The organism is Pseudoalteromonas lipolytica, assembly GCF_001306915.1.
GTDB lineage: Bacteria > Pseudomonadota > Gammaproteobacteria > Enterobacterales > Alteromonadaceae > Pseudoalteromonas > Pseudoalteromonas simplex.
Genome location: NZ_LJTC01000006.1, coordinates 116595 through 133508 on the forward strand (window position 1 = coordinate 116595; position 16914 = coordinate 133508).

Annotated in this window: 10 protein-coding genes; 7 read left to right on the forward strand and 3 right to left on the reverse strand. The window is 36.6% G+C overall.

Features of this window, described 5'->3' with window-relative positions:
* Positions 1-164 precede the first annotated feature (164 nt).
* From AOG27_RS10560 to AOG27_RS10580, 5 genes are all read left to right on the forward strand, one after another.
* Positions 165-2276, forward strand: a complete 2112-nt coding sequence (locus AOG27_RS10560) for an EAL domain-containing protein (protein ID WP_054552990.1) — start codon at positions 165-167, stop codon at positions 2274-2276.
* A complete protein-coding gene (locus AOG27_RS10565; RefSeq protein WP_054552991.1) occupies positions 2267-3190 on the forward strand; it encodes a diguanylate cyclase in 924 nt (307 codons plus the stop codon). The genes AOG27_RS10560 and AOG27_RS10565 overlap by 10 nt, the downstream gene beginning before the upstream one ends.
* 84 nt (positions 3191-3274) lie before the next feature.
* Positions 3275-4543, forward strand: coding sequence for an ABC transporter substrate-binding protein (locus AOG27_RS10570; RefSeq protein WP_054552992.1), 1269 nt, complete (start codon positions 3275-3277; stop codon positions 4541-4543).
* Positions 4544-4552: 9 nt separating this feature from the next.
* The gene (locus AOG27_RS10575) at positions 4553-6811 is read left to right on the forward strand and encodes a hybrid sensor histidine kinase/response regulator (protein WP_054552993.1); all 2259 of its coding nucleotides are present in this window, start codon (positions 4553-4555) and stop codon (positions 6809-6811) included.
* A 1-nt stretch (position 6812) separates the two neighbouring features.
* On the forward strand, positions 6813-10286 hold the full coding sequence (locus AOG27_RS10580) for an ATP-binding protein (RefSeq protein ID WP_054552994.1): 3474 nt from the start codon (positions 6813-6815) through the stop codon (positions 10284-10286).
* A 223-nt stretch (positions 10287-10509) separates the two neighbouring features.
* Here AOG27_RS10580 and AOG27_RS10585 read toward each other — a convergent pair whose 3' ends face one another.
* The 3 genes from AOG27_RS10585 to AOG27_RS10595 all read right to left on the reverse strand — a co-directional run bounded on the left by AOG27_RS10585 (position 10510) and on the right by AOG27_RS10595 (position 13122).
* Entirely contained in the window at positions 10510-11712 is a 1203-nt protein-coding gene (locus AOG27_RS10585) for a tyrosine-type recombinase/integrase (protein WP_054552995.1), read from the reverse strand.
* A gap of 1 nt (position 11713) precedes the next feature.
* Complete coding sequence (locus AOG27_RS10590) at positions 11714-11950, reverse strand: hypothetical protein (protein WP_054552996.1); 237 nt, start codon at positions 11948-11950, stop codon at positions 11714-11716.
* A 767-nt stretch (positions 11951-12717) separates the two neighbouring features.
* On the reverse strand, positions 12718-13122 hold the full coding sequence (locus AOG27_RS10595; RefSeq protein WP_054552997.1) for a hypothetical protein: 405 nt from the start codon (positions 13120-13122) through the stop codon (positions 12718-12720).
* A gap of 991 nt (positions 13123-14113) precedes the next feature.
* Here AOG27_RS10595 and AOG27_RS10605 point away from each other — a divergent pair.
* A complete protein-coding gene (locus AOG27_RS10605; protein WP_054552999.1) occupies positions 14114-14986 on the forward strand; it encodes a hypothetical protein in 873 nt (290 codons plus the stop codon).
* Positions 14987-15183: 197 nt separating this feature from the next.
* Positions 15184-16911: an ATP-dependent nuclease gene (locus AOG27_RS10610; protein WP_054553000.1), complete on the forward strand. Its 1728-nt coding sequence runs from the start codon at positions 15184-15186 to the stop codon at positions 16909-16911.
* Positions 16912-16914: the final 3 nt, after the last annotated feature.

Below are 16914 nucleotides of genomic sequence, written 5' to 3' on the forward strand. Positions count from 1 at the left end.
ATTTTTATTGTGTTCTGAATTTGCTGTTTTCTGGCAAAGTAAATCAACCTCAAAAACTACTCAAAAAGCTAAAAATAATATTTTAAGGCTAATAAAAAAGTGGGTCGCAAATTTGGTGTTTTAGCGTTATTGTTAGTAGGTACAAAGTATTGAGGGGACCCTTAATGGACAATTGCAGTGTTCTTATCATAGATGATGAAGAGATTAATACCTTACAGTTAGAGCATGCTTTAGACGGAGTCGGAAATATTTCAACTTCTAATAACAGCTCTGAAGCAATACAGCTGATTGAAAAAACTAAACCAGACATTTTAATTCTTGATTTAGAAATGCCTGCAGTAAGTGGTTTTGACATTTTAGAAGTGATACAGCAAAAGCCAACTCTGGCACATATTAGAACTGTTGTTATTACGTCTCACAGTGATCCTGCGATAGAAGAAAAAGCCTTATCTTTAGGTGCGATAGACTTTATTTCTAAACCGCTAAACCTTAGACTCTGTCGAATTCGTATTGAAAATCATATAAAAATCAGAACACAAGAAAAAATATTACAACTAACACAAGCAGAACTATTTGCTGAAAAAGAGCAATTGAGAATTACGATAGATTCGATTGCTGATGCTGTTATTTCTACGGATAAAAACGCAAATATTGTGTACATGAACCCTGTAGCTCAAAGACTTACAGGATGGTCACAAACTGCCGCGAAAGGTCGCCATATTGAAGAAGTCATGAAGTTATGCGATGCGACAACTAAAATACCGTCTATTAATCCTTTATCTGTTGCTTTAAAAGAAAATAGACCTGTCGCTATGGCTTTAAATACACAATTGATCAGTAAGCAAGGCATAGAACATCGAGTTGAAGACAGCGCAGCTCCAATTCTTGATAAAAACCTTAATCAATGTGGTGCTGTTATGGTGTTTCAAGATGTCAGCGAAGCATTGGCTATGTCGATGCAGATGACATATCTATCTCATCATGACCAATTAACATCATTACCAAATCGAATATTACTTCACGATAGACTTACGCAAGGTATTGCCAGGGCTGCTTTTAATAACACTAAGTTAAGCTTAATGTTACTTGATTTAGATAAGTTTAAGTTTATTAATGATGCCTTAGGGCATCATGTCGGTGATGAGATTATTGCACATATTGGTCACAGCTTGGACCGATTCGCATGTAATGATATTACAGTCGCGCGTGTCGGTGGAGATGAGTTCGCACTCGTCGTTCCTCATTCTGCTAATTCTTTAAGTTTAGAGCCACTTGTTAATCAGGTTCTTAATGTTATTGGTAAGCCTTTCAGGTCAGGTGGTGAGCAGCATGTTCTTTCAGCAAGTTTAGGTATAAGTGTGTACCCTGATGATGCTTCGAATGTTGAAGAAATGCTTCGCCATGCAGACTCCGCAATGTATAAAGCAAAAAACGAATCTGCAAATAGTTACTTCTATTTTAGTGACGATTTACAGGTTGAAATGAATAGGCGTCTTGAGGTTGGAAATAAATTAAGAAAGGCATTAGATGAAAGTGACCTCGACGTTCACTATCAACCTAAATATGACCTTAATACTGACACACTGATTGGTGTAGAAAGCTTAGTTCGTTTAAAAGATGGGCAAGGTGGCTTTATTTCTCCTGTTCACTTTATTGAATATGCAGAAGAAACGGGGCTTATTTTTCGCTTAGGAGAACAAGTTCTTGAAAAAAGTTGTTTTGCTGCAAAAACGTGGCTTGATAAAGGTCTGCCGATGAAAGTTGCAGTAAATATATCTGCAAAACAATTTACAGACACTAAACTTGTAGATACTGTCGCCGAGATCCTTGAAAGAACGCAATTACCCAGCCGCTACTTAGAGCTAGAAGTGACAGAATCGGCCTTGATTGAAAACTTTGATTATACTGTAAGTCAATTAAAGCTTATCTCTGGTATGGGGGTCAGTATTGCCCTTGATGACTTTGGAACAGGATATTCTAGTCTTTCATATTTAAGACTGTTTCCACTAAATGTATTAAAAATAGACCAGTCTTTTGTACGTGATATGCTTAACGATGAGCAAGCGCTCAATATTGTAACTACAATAATTGAACTAGCTCACTCTTTAAAACTCCAAATTGTGGCTGAAGGGATTGAAACTTTAGAGCAAAAAGATCTACTGCAAGAGCTTGGCTGTCAAATAGGCCAAGGTTATTTACTGAGCAAGCCTTTGGATATCGACAAGGCTAACAAACTAATACAAAGTAGTAAGGTTGAAGGAATATTATGCCCTTAAGTCTAAAGCCATTATCACAGTGTAAAGTATTCATTGTTGATGATGATGAGATGGTCAGGTTAAGTCTAGGTGTTATTTTAGAAGATCATTTTTCCGTGGATGCATACTCTTCTGGTCAGGCTGTTTTAGAAGCCTGTGAGGATTTACTTCCAGATTTGATTTTACTAGATATTAATTTACCGGATATAAGTGGTCTGGATATTTGTAGGCGACTTAAGGCTAAAGCTACATTCGAAAATATCCCAATAATTTTCATCACTTCGACTTACGATACAGAGTGTCAAAATGCATGCTGGGAAGCCGGAGCTACCGATTTTATTGGTAAACCCATCACAGCATCGACATTGATACACCGCACGAAAAATCACTTAGAGAATAAGCTTCGACTAGAAAAACTAATAGAGCTTACCTATAAAGATTCATTGACAGGCTTATTTAATCGGCACTATTTAGACCTTGAAGTTGCTAATGTTTTTAAACAAACTTCAAGAGAGAAGAAACCGTTCAGTTTGCTAATGCTTGATCTAGATTTCTTTAAGTTATACAACGATCAATACGGGCATCCGCAAGGAGATACTTGCCTGAAACTAATTGCTGATGTTATTGAACGTTCTATTCAGCGACCTCAAGATATCGTTATTCGATATGGTGGAGAGGAGTTTCTCATTGTACTGCCATATACAGATTTTGACGGAGTTAAATTCATATGTGACCGTATTTCAACAGAGCTTGAGACGATTAATATCCCGCATGTCAAGTCTATTTGGGGCCGCGCGACAGTCAGTATCGGTGGAGTTATCTATGAGCACCAAAATAAGGTGAGCTTTGATGAACTGATTAATTGCGCAGATAAAGCGCTTTATGCGGCTAAAAGTGATGGGCGAAACTGCTTTAGGCTAAGTTTTTGTGATTGATTTTGGGTTTTTCTTACTACTTTTTGTAGAAACCTCAGGAACATAGCCTATACTTTTGAGACAATTAACTTACCAAGAAATACAATGGAACATTCTCAAAAACGTCGAGACTTTCTAAAAACACTCGGTGTTGGTGCTGCGGCATCAACACTTGCGTTTAAAGCCCCTTATGTTTTTGCAAAGAACAAAGTAACCCTTCGTGTAATGGGAACACATGTTACGTTGCAAGAAGAGCTTAGACAAAGAGCAATGCGCGAACTAGGTATAAACATTGAGTTTTCACCTATGGGTAGTGCCGCCGTTTTGCAAAAAGCAGCAGCAGACCCTAGTTCTTTTGATTTGTATGAGCAATGGTCTGACTCTATTAATATTTTGTGGCAAGCTGATGCAATCCAGCCAATCGAGGTTGATAGACTCGTTTATTGGGATGAAATAAACCCACTTTCCAAGACAGGCAAAATTGTACCGGATGCAAAGTTAGGTGTAGGCGATTCACCCAATAAGCTTCTTTATGCACAGCCGGATGGCTCTTTGGGAGAAACACCATCCAAATTAATTAGCTTCATGCCTTATGTACACAATGTCGATTCATTTGGCTATAACACGAATGCTATCGAAAAAGGTATTCCGTACGAAACAGAATCTTGGGCATGGTTATTAGATGAAAAGAATAAAGGCAAAGTGGCATTAGTTAATGCACCAACAATAGGTATTTTTGATGCTGCTTTAGCCGCTCAAGCTAAAGGATTAATGAAGTTTAATGATTTAGGTAATATGAGTATTGCAGAGATTGACCAATTATTTGCCATTTTATTTGAAAAGAAACGGCAAGGTCATTTTTCAGGTTTTTGGACGTCAGTACCGCAATCTGTTGATTTTATGAAAATGAACCGAGTGACCATTCAAAGTATGTTCTCACCAGGTGTCAGTGCGCTAAATGGGCAAGGCATCCCAGTAACTTATGCATCGCCAAAAGAAGGTTACAGAGCATGGCATGGAGTTATGTGTTTATCAAAAAATACCCATGGGCATGTTCAAGATGCTGCGTATGAGTATATGAACTGGTGGTTATCCGGCTACCCTGGTGCATTTATAGCAAGGCAAGGATATTACATTTCTAACCCTAGTCGTAGCCAACCGCTTATGTCGAAACCTGAGTGGAACTATTGGTATGAAGGACAAGAAGCGTCAACTGACTTGAAGGGAACAGATGGAAAAGTATCTATTAAAGCAGGCGAAATAAGGGATGGTGGCAGTTATATTAAACGCTTTTCGAATATTGCGGTTTGGAATACTGTGATGCCAAATTATGACTACAGTTTAGATAAGTGGTATGAACTACTTAACGCATAAGGAAGTAAATTGTTAAGTTTTTTTTCAAAATCTCTTGCTGTCAAAATGTCGCTAGCAATGGTGCTTGTCTTAGTCGCTGTGAGCGCGAGTTACTTGATTATGAATCAAAGGCTTAAAACGATTGAGGACTCTTTCAATAACATCGGTAAGATTAGCAACTATGCTGTAGATATTTTAAAAATTAATAAAGATATTGTTGAGATGCAAAGGGATATCTCAGTTTATGGTGCATCAGGTAGTGCACCCGTTTTTAAAAAAATCATGGTAAATTATTACAGTATTGAAAAGCGATTAGCTGAAATTAATGTAGGAAAAGGTGCAGAAAGTATTCAAATTCATCTTAATGGTATGACGGAGCTTGTAAGTCGTTATGGCACTAATTTAAAAGTACTGACACTTCGTTTTACACAACGGAATGAATTAATTGAAAAAGAGTTACCACAAGTTTATTTAAATGCAGTTTTATTTCTTGAAGATTTAAAAGCTAAGGCTACTGACACAAATGAGAAGTTGTTTGCTACAGAGTACCTTAACCTATGGCACATGCTGCATCGTGATGCTTATCAATTTTTAACAAAAAAAGATTATGCCAAAAGAGCTGCCGTTGAAAAAATACTGAATTCGCTATCTAAAAACGTTGCAGATAGATCTAAATTTAAAAATATGATCGATTTGGCTAATAGCTATCGAAATACTTTTTCAAAAAGTGTTCAGGCTAATCGAAACTATTTAAGCTTAGTAAATGTAGTAATGGCTGGAGATGCAATTGAATTTAGTACGCTTGCAAATAGTTTAAGGGAAGATTCGTTAACTCAACTAAAACAAATAAAACGGGATGCTCATAAAACGGTTTCAATGACAGAAAGCATTTTAAATGTACTTGCTTTGATAGTTGTTATTTACATTGTCTCTCTATCAGCATTCTTTCACTTGCAAATTACACGTTCGATTAAACACTTAACAAATAGCTTCACACATTTCTTAGACGGAGATTTGGAAGCACAAATTTATGATTTAAAAAGAAAAGACGAAATTGGTATTTTAGCCAAGGCAGCTAATAAGTTTAGAGAACTAAGTAAAGACCTTTCTGAAGCGAAGTACAGCGCAGAGCATACAACAAAAGTTAAGTCAGAGTTCCTAGCCAACATGAGCCATGAAATTAGAACACCTATGAATGGTATTTTAGGCATGGCTCGCCAGATGGCCCGCACGACGCTCACATCAGAACAAAGCAAAATGCTACACCTAATACAGTCTTCAGGTGCAAGCTTATTAGTGATTATCAACGATATTCTTGATTTTAGTAAAATTGAGGCTTCAAAAATTGAGCTTGAATCTGAACCAGTAGATTTAGGCTACCTTTTAGAAGAACTTAAACATTTATTTCAGGAACAAGCAGATAGTAAGAATATTCAGCTTTATATATCTACAACACCGGAAGTTGAAAAATTGGCGTTTTTGGCCGATGAAACACGTTTAAAGCAGGTATTAATTAATCTGCTGGGGAATGCTGTAAAGTTCACAGAAAGAGGCAGTGTTTCGTTAACAGTTAACATACAAGAGATTGGGCTTGATGAAGTAAAGCTTACATTTAATGTCTCTGACACAGGGATTGGGATTGCAAGTGAACACTTGAGTACACTATTTGAAGCATTTTCTCAGGCAGATACGTCTATCACAAGGCGTTTTGGTGGTACAGGGTTAGGCCTTACTATATCAAATAAATTATTAAATTTGATGGAAGCACCTCTTCAAGTTGAAAGTGTATTGGGAGAGGGGTCTCACTTTTATTTTGATTTAAAAGCAAAGCGCACACTATCTTCAATGGACTTAGATCACGAAGATATTTTATTGACTACATCCAAAGAAGTTATTGATTTATCGAATATTAATGCCCTTGTTGTTGAAGATAATGACATTAATCAGATAGTGATTGAAGCGATGCTTAATGAATTTAATATCACCTCTATAAATATGGCAAATAATGGTCAGGAAGCTGTTGAGCAATGTGAACTAGGTGTATTTGATATCATCTTTATGGATATGCAAATGCCAGTATTAGATGGTCCCCAAGCCACTTTAAAAATCAGAGAGATTTCTGCTTTCAAACATACGCCGATTATTGCTTTAACTGCTAATGTATTAAGTGCAGATAAGCAACGCTGTTTTGATGCCGGAATGGATGATTATATCGCAAAACCACTCGAGTATGACGCTTTAAGAGCTATCTTGCTAAAGTGGTGTAGAACAAATATCGAACGGACATAGTATGAAAATTCATGATAAAGGTGGTGCAAGTTTTGTTGGTTCGAAGGTATTTTTAACAGTAGTTTCCTTTGTGTTTTGCATTTTTGGCTTATTCGCAGTTTATTTTTTTGAAGGGCACGTTAAAAATGATGTTTTAGGCTCAATTGACCAAGAGTTTACTGAGACTCAAGATCGCTTAAAAGAAATAGTAACTAGTTCAATTGCTGAGTCAAAATCAGATCTCCGCTTTTTATACTCGACTCCCCCCATATCTGGTTTACCAAGAGCTGAATTTAATGATGGAATTGATCCATACGATGGTACTACATACAACCAATGGAAAGAGCGTCTAGAAACCATATTTATTGGTTTTATGGAAAATAACCTCGCTGTTGAGCAACTTCGTGTTATTGCTGTTACTGCTGAGGGTAAAGAGTTAATACGCGTGCAACGGGTAGGCGCATCTGTAGAGGCTGTTCCTGATTACTCATTGCAGGCTAAAAGTGGTGAGCCATATTTTTTACCAAGCTCTCAGCTTGAAACGAATCAAATTTATATGTCGCCACTTACTTTAAATAAAGAATTTGGTGAAGTGGTTTTTCCATACCAGCCAATGTTACGTTTTTCTATTCCTGTCTTTAGTGATAAAGGAAAACGATATGCCTTTTTAATTATGAATGTAAATGCTAAAGCACTCATAAATAACCTTAAACAGACAGTGTTCGATTACTCGGAGTTAATTATTAGCAGTTCTGAAGGTGACTTTATTTACCATCCTGTAGAAGAATATCAATTTTCAAGAGATTTAAACCCAGACATAACGTGGGATAAAGTTTATAGTCAGAAGGTTCAATATCAGGGTCTCTATACAGTAACATCAAAACTTAACCCCAACTTGCAGTTTTATGTACATTCTACAAAAGTGAAGACAAGGCCTAGAAATAAGTATGGTTACATCAACTTTAATCTTTTAGTGCCTGAAAAGTATGTAGACACATTAATTAATGAGAAGCGTGAAATTACTTATAGCTTCCTAGCAGTGATAGGCGTTTTTACATCTATATTACTTTTAATGTTTTACAGAAATGCGACGAGAAGTCAGTTATTAGCAGAAGCCCGCAGAGAAGCGTCTGCGATAGTTGATGGGTCTATTGATGCAATCGTTGGGTTAAATTTAGAAGGTGAGTTAACAAGTATAAATAATACGGCGGAGCGTTTGTTATCAATTTCTAAAGTGACAGCACTAGGGAAGCTAGCCAAAGATGTTGAGTTTCTCTCAAAATTACCCATCCACACCTACGTAATTGATATTCAAAGCTCTAAATCACAAATTAAAGATGAATTATCTGAACAATTTGGCGAAACAACGCTTCATTACGCTATATCTGTTAGCCCCGTTTTTTCTGAACACAATATCTTAATAGGGCTTGCTTTAATTATTAGAGATATAACAAAAGAAAAAGATGCAGAGATAAAAGTAAAACGATTAAATACAGAGCTTGAAGCGAAAGTTCGAAAGCGTACTCAAGCGCTTGCAGAGGCCAAAGATGATGCTATCAAGCATAGCGATATAAAAAGTGCTTTCATATCAAATATAAGCCATGAGTTACGTACTCCGCTTAATGGAGTCATTGGTACTTTAAACATTTTAAAACGAGAAGAGTTGTCTGATAAATCACGAAACCTTGTTGAAATGATGGATCTAAGTGCATCAAATTTAAATCTATTAATTAATGACATACTTGATTTATCAAAGATCGAAGCAGGTAAACTGGATCTAAATCTTAAAACAACTAATCTACAACTTCTAATTGAAAGACTTGTTGAATCAAGTGCTATTCGAGCATTTGATAAAGGGTTAAATGTATATTTAGATACCAGTAACTTAAACTGTGAAAATGTTAAAACAGATCCTCTCAGACTCACCCAGATTTTAAATAACTTAATCAGTAATGCGATAAAATTTACTGACAAAGGCTATATCAAAGTCATTGTTAGTTCTGAGCGCATATCAGAAGGTACACATAATTTAAAAGTGAAGGTCCAAGATACTGGAATAGGGATCGCGCCTAGTACACAAGGACAATTATTTGATGCATTTCAGCAGGCAAGTACAGCAATATCAGAAAAGTTTGGGGGGACCGGACTTGGTTTGTCTATTTGTAAACAATTATGCCAATTAATGGATGGTGACATTTCTGTCAGTTCAACTTTAAATCAAGGTAGTGTTTTCACCTTCAATATTAAAGTTCGGTGCAGTGCAGAAAACATTCACGTTACTGAAAAATGCTACGAGAATAAAGCCATTTTGGTGGCGAGCAGTAATCCGAATATTTGGGAAGTTTTGGATAAAACACTCAGTTTACAGGGCGGTATTGTCAGCACATGCTCTATGGCGGAATTGGGTGCACACAAAAGCAAAGCTTTTGATTACGTGTTCTTAGACTATGAAGATGATACTACTAATAACATAGGTTCAATCATTGAAGTTTTAAGCAAAAATAACCAAAGCGCTCAGTTTATAACACTTCACCAACCAGGAAATCCTCTCCCTAAGGGTATTGCATCAAAAGTTTCTCAAATCACCAAACCGATAACCCAAACAGAGCTGGTGCGAGTAGCGGGCTACGAAGTGCCAAAAAGTGAACCATTATATCTACTTTCTGAAACCAGCGGGTTTGAACTTTCAGATGATGTTACCGAGCAATTGAACGATTGTACGATATTGATTGTCGATGATAACGAAATAAACGTTGAAGTTGCTAAAGGCGCATTAGATGAGCTGCCTATAAATATTTTAACAGCAAGTAATGGACAAGATGCAATTGAACTTTTAAATCACTTCAACACAAATGAGAAGCAAATAAACTGCATACTGATGGATTGCCAAATGCCAATTTTAGATGGCTATCAAGTATGTGAAAAAATACGCACAGGAAAAGCAGGAGAGTCGTTTATTGATATTCCTATCATTGCAATGACCGCAAGCGCTATGGCTGGTGAAAAGGAAAAATGCTTAGCAGTGGGGATGAGTGATTATGTGAGTAAGCCAATTGAGGCAGTTAAAGTATTAGAAAAGGTCGTCAAATGGTCTTTATCAAGCTACGAGGGGCAATCTAAAGCAATTCCTCTTGCCGGAAATGAACTCAAAGAAGAAAAGCTGTGGGACCGCGAACAAGCCCTTTCACGATTATTAAATAAAGAAGTCTTACTAAATAAAATTTGTGAAGTGTTTGTTGTTAAAGCACCTATTAAAGTGCAGGAACTAATGGAGCAACACAAACAAGGGAATAGTGAAGAAGTCCGTCAAATAGCGCATGCGTTAAAAGGGATGTGTGGTGAAATAAGCGCTAACAAATTAAGAGAGTTATTCTCTGATATTGAGGTGATAGCAGAGAAAGGTAATTTGGATATCGGCACTCAGCTAGCCTCTGTTGAACAAATGATACCTACGTTAGTAGAGGATGTTATAAAAAGTACAGTGCCTTACAAGTAAGCTCTGCTTAAGTCATAGAGAGGCGGTGCTAATTAGGGGGTCACTTTATATAAATTGCATAGAGCAATCCGCCGACACTAACTCTTTTTTGTCCAAATATGAGCTAGATTTTGCTTTATTAATATCAACTAATTAATAGAAAAGTTCACTCAGCTTAATATATTGCTAATAAATAAAAACCCGCTAATTAGCGGGTTTTTATTAGGTTAGATTACTCTCAAACTCAGAAGTTAACAGTGAGATTTGGTACTTGTACCCACTCAGTCTCTTTTCCAAACTCAGTGTAAACCTTTGTAGATTTACTATCTGAATGACCCATACGGCTTTGAGGATCATTACCTTGAGCTTTGATTAGACGCGCTGAAAGGCCACGTATTTCATGATAAGTAGGGCGCTCCTCTGACTTTAGATGGTCATATAAACCTAACTCATCACGAATTTTAGAAAACTCTTTACTGATATTTTTACTTACTATCTGGGTAACGTGATTAACCAGAGAACTAGTAGGGTTAGAGTTCTTCTTCGGCAGCTTATGTACAACATAGGGAGATAAGATTGCATCTCGGCTGTTGTCGATAATTGTTTTTAACGTATCATTTATAGGAATAATCACGTGTGAAGCTTCGCTTTTATGAGTTTTTTGGCGATGGATAGCCAACTCCCCATAAACCGTGCCAAATTGATCTTGCTTTGGTACTTCATACCAAATACAACCACAGCGACCTGGCTCTGCTTTAGTCAATTTGTATTCAATTCTAGATACCTCTAAAACAGCATGTGTCGTTTGCATCGTTAAATTCATAGAAGTTTTTAACCACAAAGGGGCTGCCTCTAGGATCTTTATAAACGCTTCCAGATCTAACGGTTTTCGTTTCTTGTGCTCTTTTGGCTTTTTAATCTTTAACGCGGCTGGGTTTGTTGTCATATAGCCACTATCCTTCGCGTAGTCGAATACAAGCTCTAAGAAGCTAAGTTTACGATTATATACATTATTACTAGCGCCTTCATGATTAACCTCCATGTAGTCAGTTACATGAGATAAAGCAATTTCATTGCAAGGCATAGTGAAGTAACTTTTTATACGCTGAACATCATTTTTCCAGGTTGAAAGCAAGCCATTACTTGGGGCTTTGTCAGAAGTCATACGTTCAAGGATTGAATCTATAATAAGATTCAAACTTAATTGCACTGGCTTGTCATTCATCAGCTTATCAAATATTGGAGCTGAGCGTGTTCGGCGATTATACTCAAGTGCAACTGTGATCGCTTCTTGTCTATTTTGACTGACGATCTTTCTCCTGCCATCTGTAAGCCTAAGAGAGTAACCAGCTTTCTTGTCAAAGTATAAATAAGGAGGAAGATCTCTGTACTTCTCGCTACGTCTGTTACCACTACTTTTATTGACTGCTTTTCTTTTACCTGTCATGTTAACTTAACTCCGCTAGTTGAGCTGCTTTTGCGAAAGCGGCTACATTAGTGAGCGGAAGTTGATTGCTGTAAACATATACTTCAGCATTGTTACCTACAAATTCACCTTCAATAACTCCGCCATTGATCCAACTTCTCAGAGTTTTATTTGATGGCCTTGAACACTCGGTAAAAAACATGCTGGCCCATAGTTGGCCTTTCATCAGCCTACCGCCATTTGTAATTGTATGATTCATTTAGAACCTCCAAAGTTATTATATAAATTTTAAAAAAATTCATATTGTTTTATTTTACTATCCACAGTTTTTATATTTATCATTGTAAATATTCAGTAATTCTAAATATTAAATTGTGAATAACGGGTTTAATTTTGATTTATTTCAATATGTTTTATTTCAATATGTTTTATTTAAATTTGGCGGTGGTCTTTTTAATTTGTTACCTCACTTTTAATATATATTTTCTTCGTGTTGCTTATACATGTTAGCGATATTTTTTCTTCGTGCAACCCCTTGATTTATTCATTCTTTTTAACCATATGGATTTAAATAGAAAAAAATTTTTTTTAGCTCAAAAATTGTGCGTTCGAGTGTTTTGCTATTGATTTGATTGGCTTTTTGTAGTGGGGCGGCTGTTGATTTTAGATAATAGCGTTTAAACCTATGATAAATATAGAACCCTGTTTTTTTGTTAATTAAATGACAGTAGTAATGTTTCTATCGTTTATTTATTTTTTGTAATTTAATGTTTAAATTTTGTTCAAATTGTTTTTAAAGTGCTTGTTCATAATTTGATCAGTAGAGGCTGGCTCGTATTGCATGATATAAAATTAAATGCCTTTTAATGACAATTTGAATTAGAAATAGCACATTGATTTCTTGATAGTGAATAAATTTGAAGAATATTTAAACTATAAAAGCCCACTGATGTGGGCTTTGGTAGGACTAACTACTAGGACATAAATATTTAATTCTTTGCTTACGTAAACTAAGCTTTGCTTAATCTAAAAATCTGTATTATCACTGATACCTGCATCATCGAACCCCCAGTCTGACGCACCGTGGTCGTCATCAAACGTTATGATCCCGCCTTCATCCGACAACATGAAGCTATGGTCTGTGTGGTTTACATGGCATTCATCAGTACTCGATATTGAATCTGACAAAGCTAAGTTGTCATTAATATCTATTAACGATACAGGCTCTATGAGGGGCTCTGAAATATCGCTTTCAGTAGATAGCACGCAAGCAGTTGCAGCAGCCATATCTATCTGCGCTGAGAGGTTTAAAGGGTTGGTCAGTATGTCATCACATACATCTGTTTGGATTATTTGTGTGTCTATATCTTCTTCTATAAATGGCTCTACAGAACAATGGCCGAATAGTTTTAAACTTAGTAAGTCTGTCATAATTGCACCTTAATTTTCGTTTTGGCGCTATTTGACTTTAAGAATTTAAAACTCATTTGCAAACATATTTTTATAAAAACTTTTATCGACTAAAAAGTTTTCAAAGATAAAAAGTGTTGACTGCTTTTATCTATGGCTTTGTTTCTCGTGCAGCACTAAACACCAGCCTGTTTACGGTTTAATCACAGCTAATACTGTGCAGGCAAGCCATCTTATCTATCTCATAATTCGTTATCCTTGGCTCTTTGTAGAGCTTGTTTATCAATAAAAGCAAAGATACTCGTCCCGCTACAATTCGAGATTCTGTATCTGTTTTTTGTCAACGAGATAATCGTACACGCATTATCAAAGATTAATAAAAGTAGATTATGCAGAAAGTATTCTGGTGTGAATTACAAAGCGAAGCGTCATCTCGCATCAAAGCAACCGCTTTGACTGCAATAAAAGCAGTTGTGAAACAACTCAATAAATCGCGTAGTAAGAATAATTGCGAAGCCAATTTTCGAGCGCAGCAGCGCATGTCCGACTGTGGCGGACTAACCCCGCTTTTGTTTTTGTGGAGCAAAAATTTACTGTGTAATAGCGAAGCAATGAAACAGTAAACCTAAAAGTGAGGACACGAACGACTGCCAGCGTTACAAGCAACATGATTTATAAATGCGCAGCCTGGCATGGCAAAAGGGGGGTTAGTGCGGCGCAAGCCGGACATGCGCTAAGCGTCAACCCTAGAAGCGAACGCTTCGTAGAGCCAGCTCGTTGACGAATGTCAACATGAGAGCTGGCGTGGGTTGTAAGCGTTTAATCTCAAAGTGAAACTTTGTGATTAATGAAGTGAAACTTCATATTTAGTTTATCTATAAGTATTTTCATTAGGTGCAGTGAAGCGAATGCTTCTCCTAATGAAAAACCGATAAATCATCGCTAAGTTAGCAAAATTCGTATCACTCAAACCTTCATATCTCCAAGTAAACAAATCACAATGGAGATAAAAATGACGATAGATAAATATACTTCTGGTATTACCAACAGTAATGTATACCAGCCCTACTTTGACATCGATATGCATTACAAAAAATATAAAAACCGACGACAACAAGGCCAGGCAAAACTAGAGTGGACAATTAAACATGCAATGCGGTTTGGGTTTATATCAGCGATTGTGTGTGCAGAGGTATGGCAAACGAACAGAGCGAAGACGTTAGAGTTTTTAAACAAACTCGTATGTATGGGGTTACTTCAAGCAGCTAAAACAATTCGTGCGGCAGATGGTCGCGTCTATGTATTATCATACGCAGGGGCACAGTATGCGCGTGAGTTAACACAAATCGATTTCCCTTTTCGCTCAACATCAGAGCCAATACGCCAGGTGAATCAAAACTCCATTATGCATGACAGCATTTTAAGCTTTGTTCTTGCGCTTGGTATTCAAAATAGTAATACAGACGGTACACCTAATCCGCTATGGAAAGCCTATTTGACTGAATTAGAGTTCAAACGCCTCTTTCCATCAAATAATGTAAAAAACGTTGATGCGCTAGTGTTACTGAACAATAACGAAGTCGCTGCAGTTGAAATAGAGCACTCATTCAAGCGAAAACAACAGCATGAACAAAGCATTTTAAAATTTAAAAGCGCACTATTTGGTGAGCAGAAGTTATATGACAAAGTGTTTCTCATCGTAGCTTCAACAAAAATACAGCAAGACACGCAACGCTTCTACAAGCAGCTACTCGATGAAATGCCAACACGTTATGACAAGAAAACAAAGCTGCCATTGTTGACGGAGAGAGAGGCTGAGGTACTGATAGAACAAATAATTGTCAGAACAAAGTTTATAAACTTGGTTAATGATAAGTTTTATTAGATTTCAATAATCACTCCAATGTAGTGTTACTAATAGTATTTTTTCAAGCTCGTTTCTGCCCTAAAATTAGTTTTGCTCAACTCAATTATAAATGGAGTGCGTTTTTCAATTGAAGTTGGCATACTGATTTATGTGATAACTTTCTATTATTTGACTAATTCCATTTACCTCTAATTGCATCATTACAAGGAATAGTTATGTCTCAAATCAGGCATGTTGAAATAAGAAACTTTCGAGTGGTTAAGCATTTGATTTGGAAACCAACCCCCGGATTGAATTGTTTGATTGGAGCTGGTGATTCTGGAAAATCGACAATTCTGGAGGCTATAGATTTAGCCTTAGGCGCTAGACGCTCTTATTCGTTTTCTGATGCTGATTTTAATGGATTAAACACAGATACTCCTATCGAAATATTTGTCACCATAGGACTACTAGCTCCAGATTTACTAAATTACGAAAAGTATGGGAAATTTCTAAGAGCATTCGACTTACAAAATAAATTACTACATGATGAGCCAGCTAATGGTTGTGAAACGGTTATAACAATTAGGTTAGTAGTAGACAAAGATCTGAATCCTGATTGGCTTTTATATTCTGATAGAGCACTTGCAGAAGATATTGAAAGGAGACTTCCTTGGAAGCACAGAGAACTAATATCTCCAGCTCGTCTTGGCACAATATCTTCTCACCACTTAGGTTGGAGCAATAGATCTGTACTGAATAAGCTTTCAGAAGATAGCATAGACGTTTCAGATACCTTGACTCGACTAGGTAGAGCTACTCGTGACTCGTTTAGTGAGCAGAAAATAGATGGTATTGATGAAATACTTACTAAAGTTAAGACAATCGCAAATAAGTTGGGAGTTTCCGTTGAGCAATTAGAAGCTCAATTAGATGTAGGGAGTATTTCTTTTTCAAATGGTGCTATCAGTTTACATGGAGACAATAACACTCCACTTAAGCAATTAGGCACAGGCTCATCCAGATTGTTGATTAGTGGTCTTCAGAAAGAATCTAGTAGCTCGAATATATTGATTATTGACGAAGCTGAATATGGTCTTGAACCGTTCAGAATAACAAGACTGTTGAATGAATTAGGCTCAAAAGATGCAGAACCCCAGCAACAAGTATTCATTACAACTCATTCTCCATATGTTCTGAGAGAGTTACAAGCACAGCAATTATTTGTAGTCAGAAAACTGCAAGCTCCATTGCCTCCACCGAATCTATCGTATTCGCATATTATTTACAGTTTAACGAACAGCTATGAAGATCAGTCAACGCTTAGGGTTTGTGCGGAAGCTTTCTTTAGTAAAGTTGTTATTGTGTGTGAAGGAAAAACTGAAATCGGCTTAGTTAAAGGTATTGACTTATATAGCCAATCGTTAGGTAGAGATAGCATTCAAGCGCAAGGTGTCTTTTGTACTGATGGTGGTGGTGACTCAATGTTTACTAGGGCTCTAGTGTTCAAAAAACTAGGATATCACACCGTGATACTAAAAGATTCGGACAAGGATGGTGAACATCAACAACATATTCAAACATGTATAAATAATGGAATAGGAATTTTTTCATGGGGCAATAACTTCGCTACTGAAAATGCGTTGTTCTCTTGTTGTCCATCAACGTGTATTCCTCTATTACTGAATTATGCTGTTTTACTGAAAGGTGAGCAATCAATAAATCAGCACATTTCTGACTTGTCTCAAAATAGTTATAACTTGCAGACTGCATTAGTTACTGACACTCCTGATTTAAGAGTAATTTTAGGGAATGCCGCAAAGAAGAAGGGCTGGTTTAAAGATATAGAACCAGCAGAATACATATCTCTAAATATTATTGGTCCAAACTACAGCAATTTTTCAGCCCAATTTACTACACCAATAAATCAACTCTTTCAAAATGTTCTTAACCCGAAAGGCTAGTAT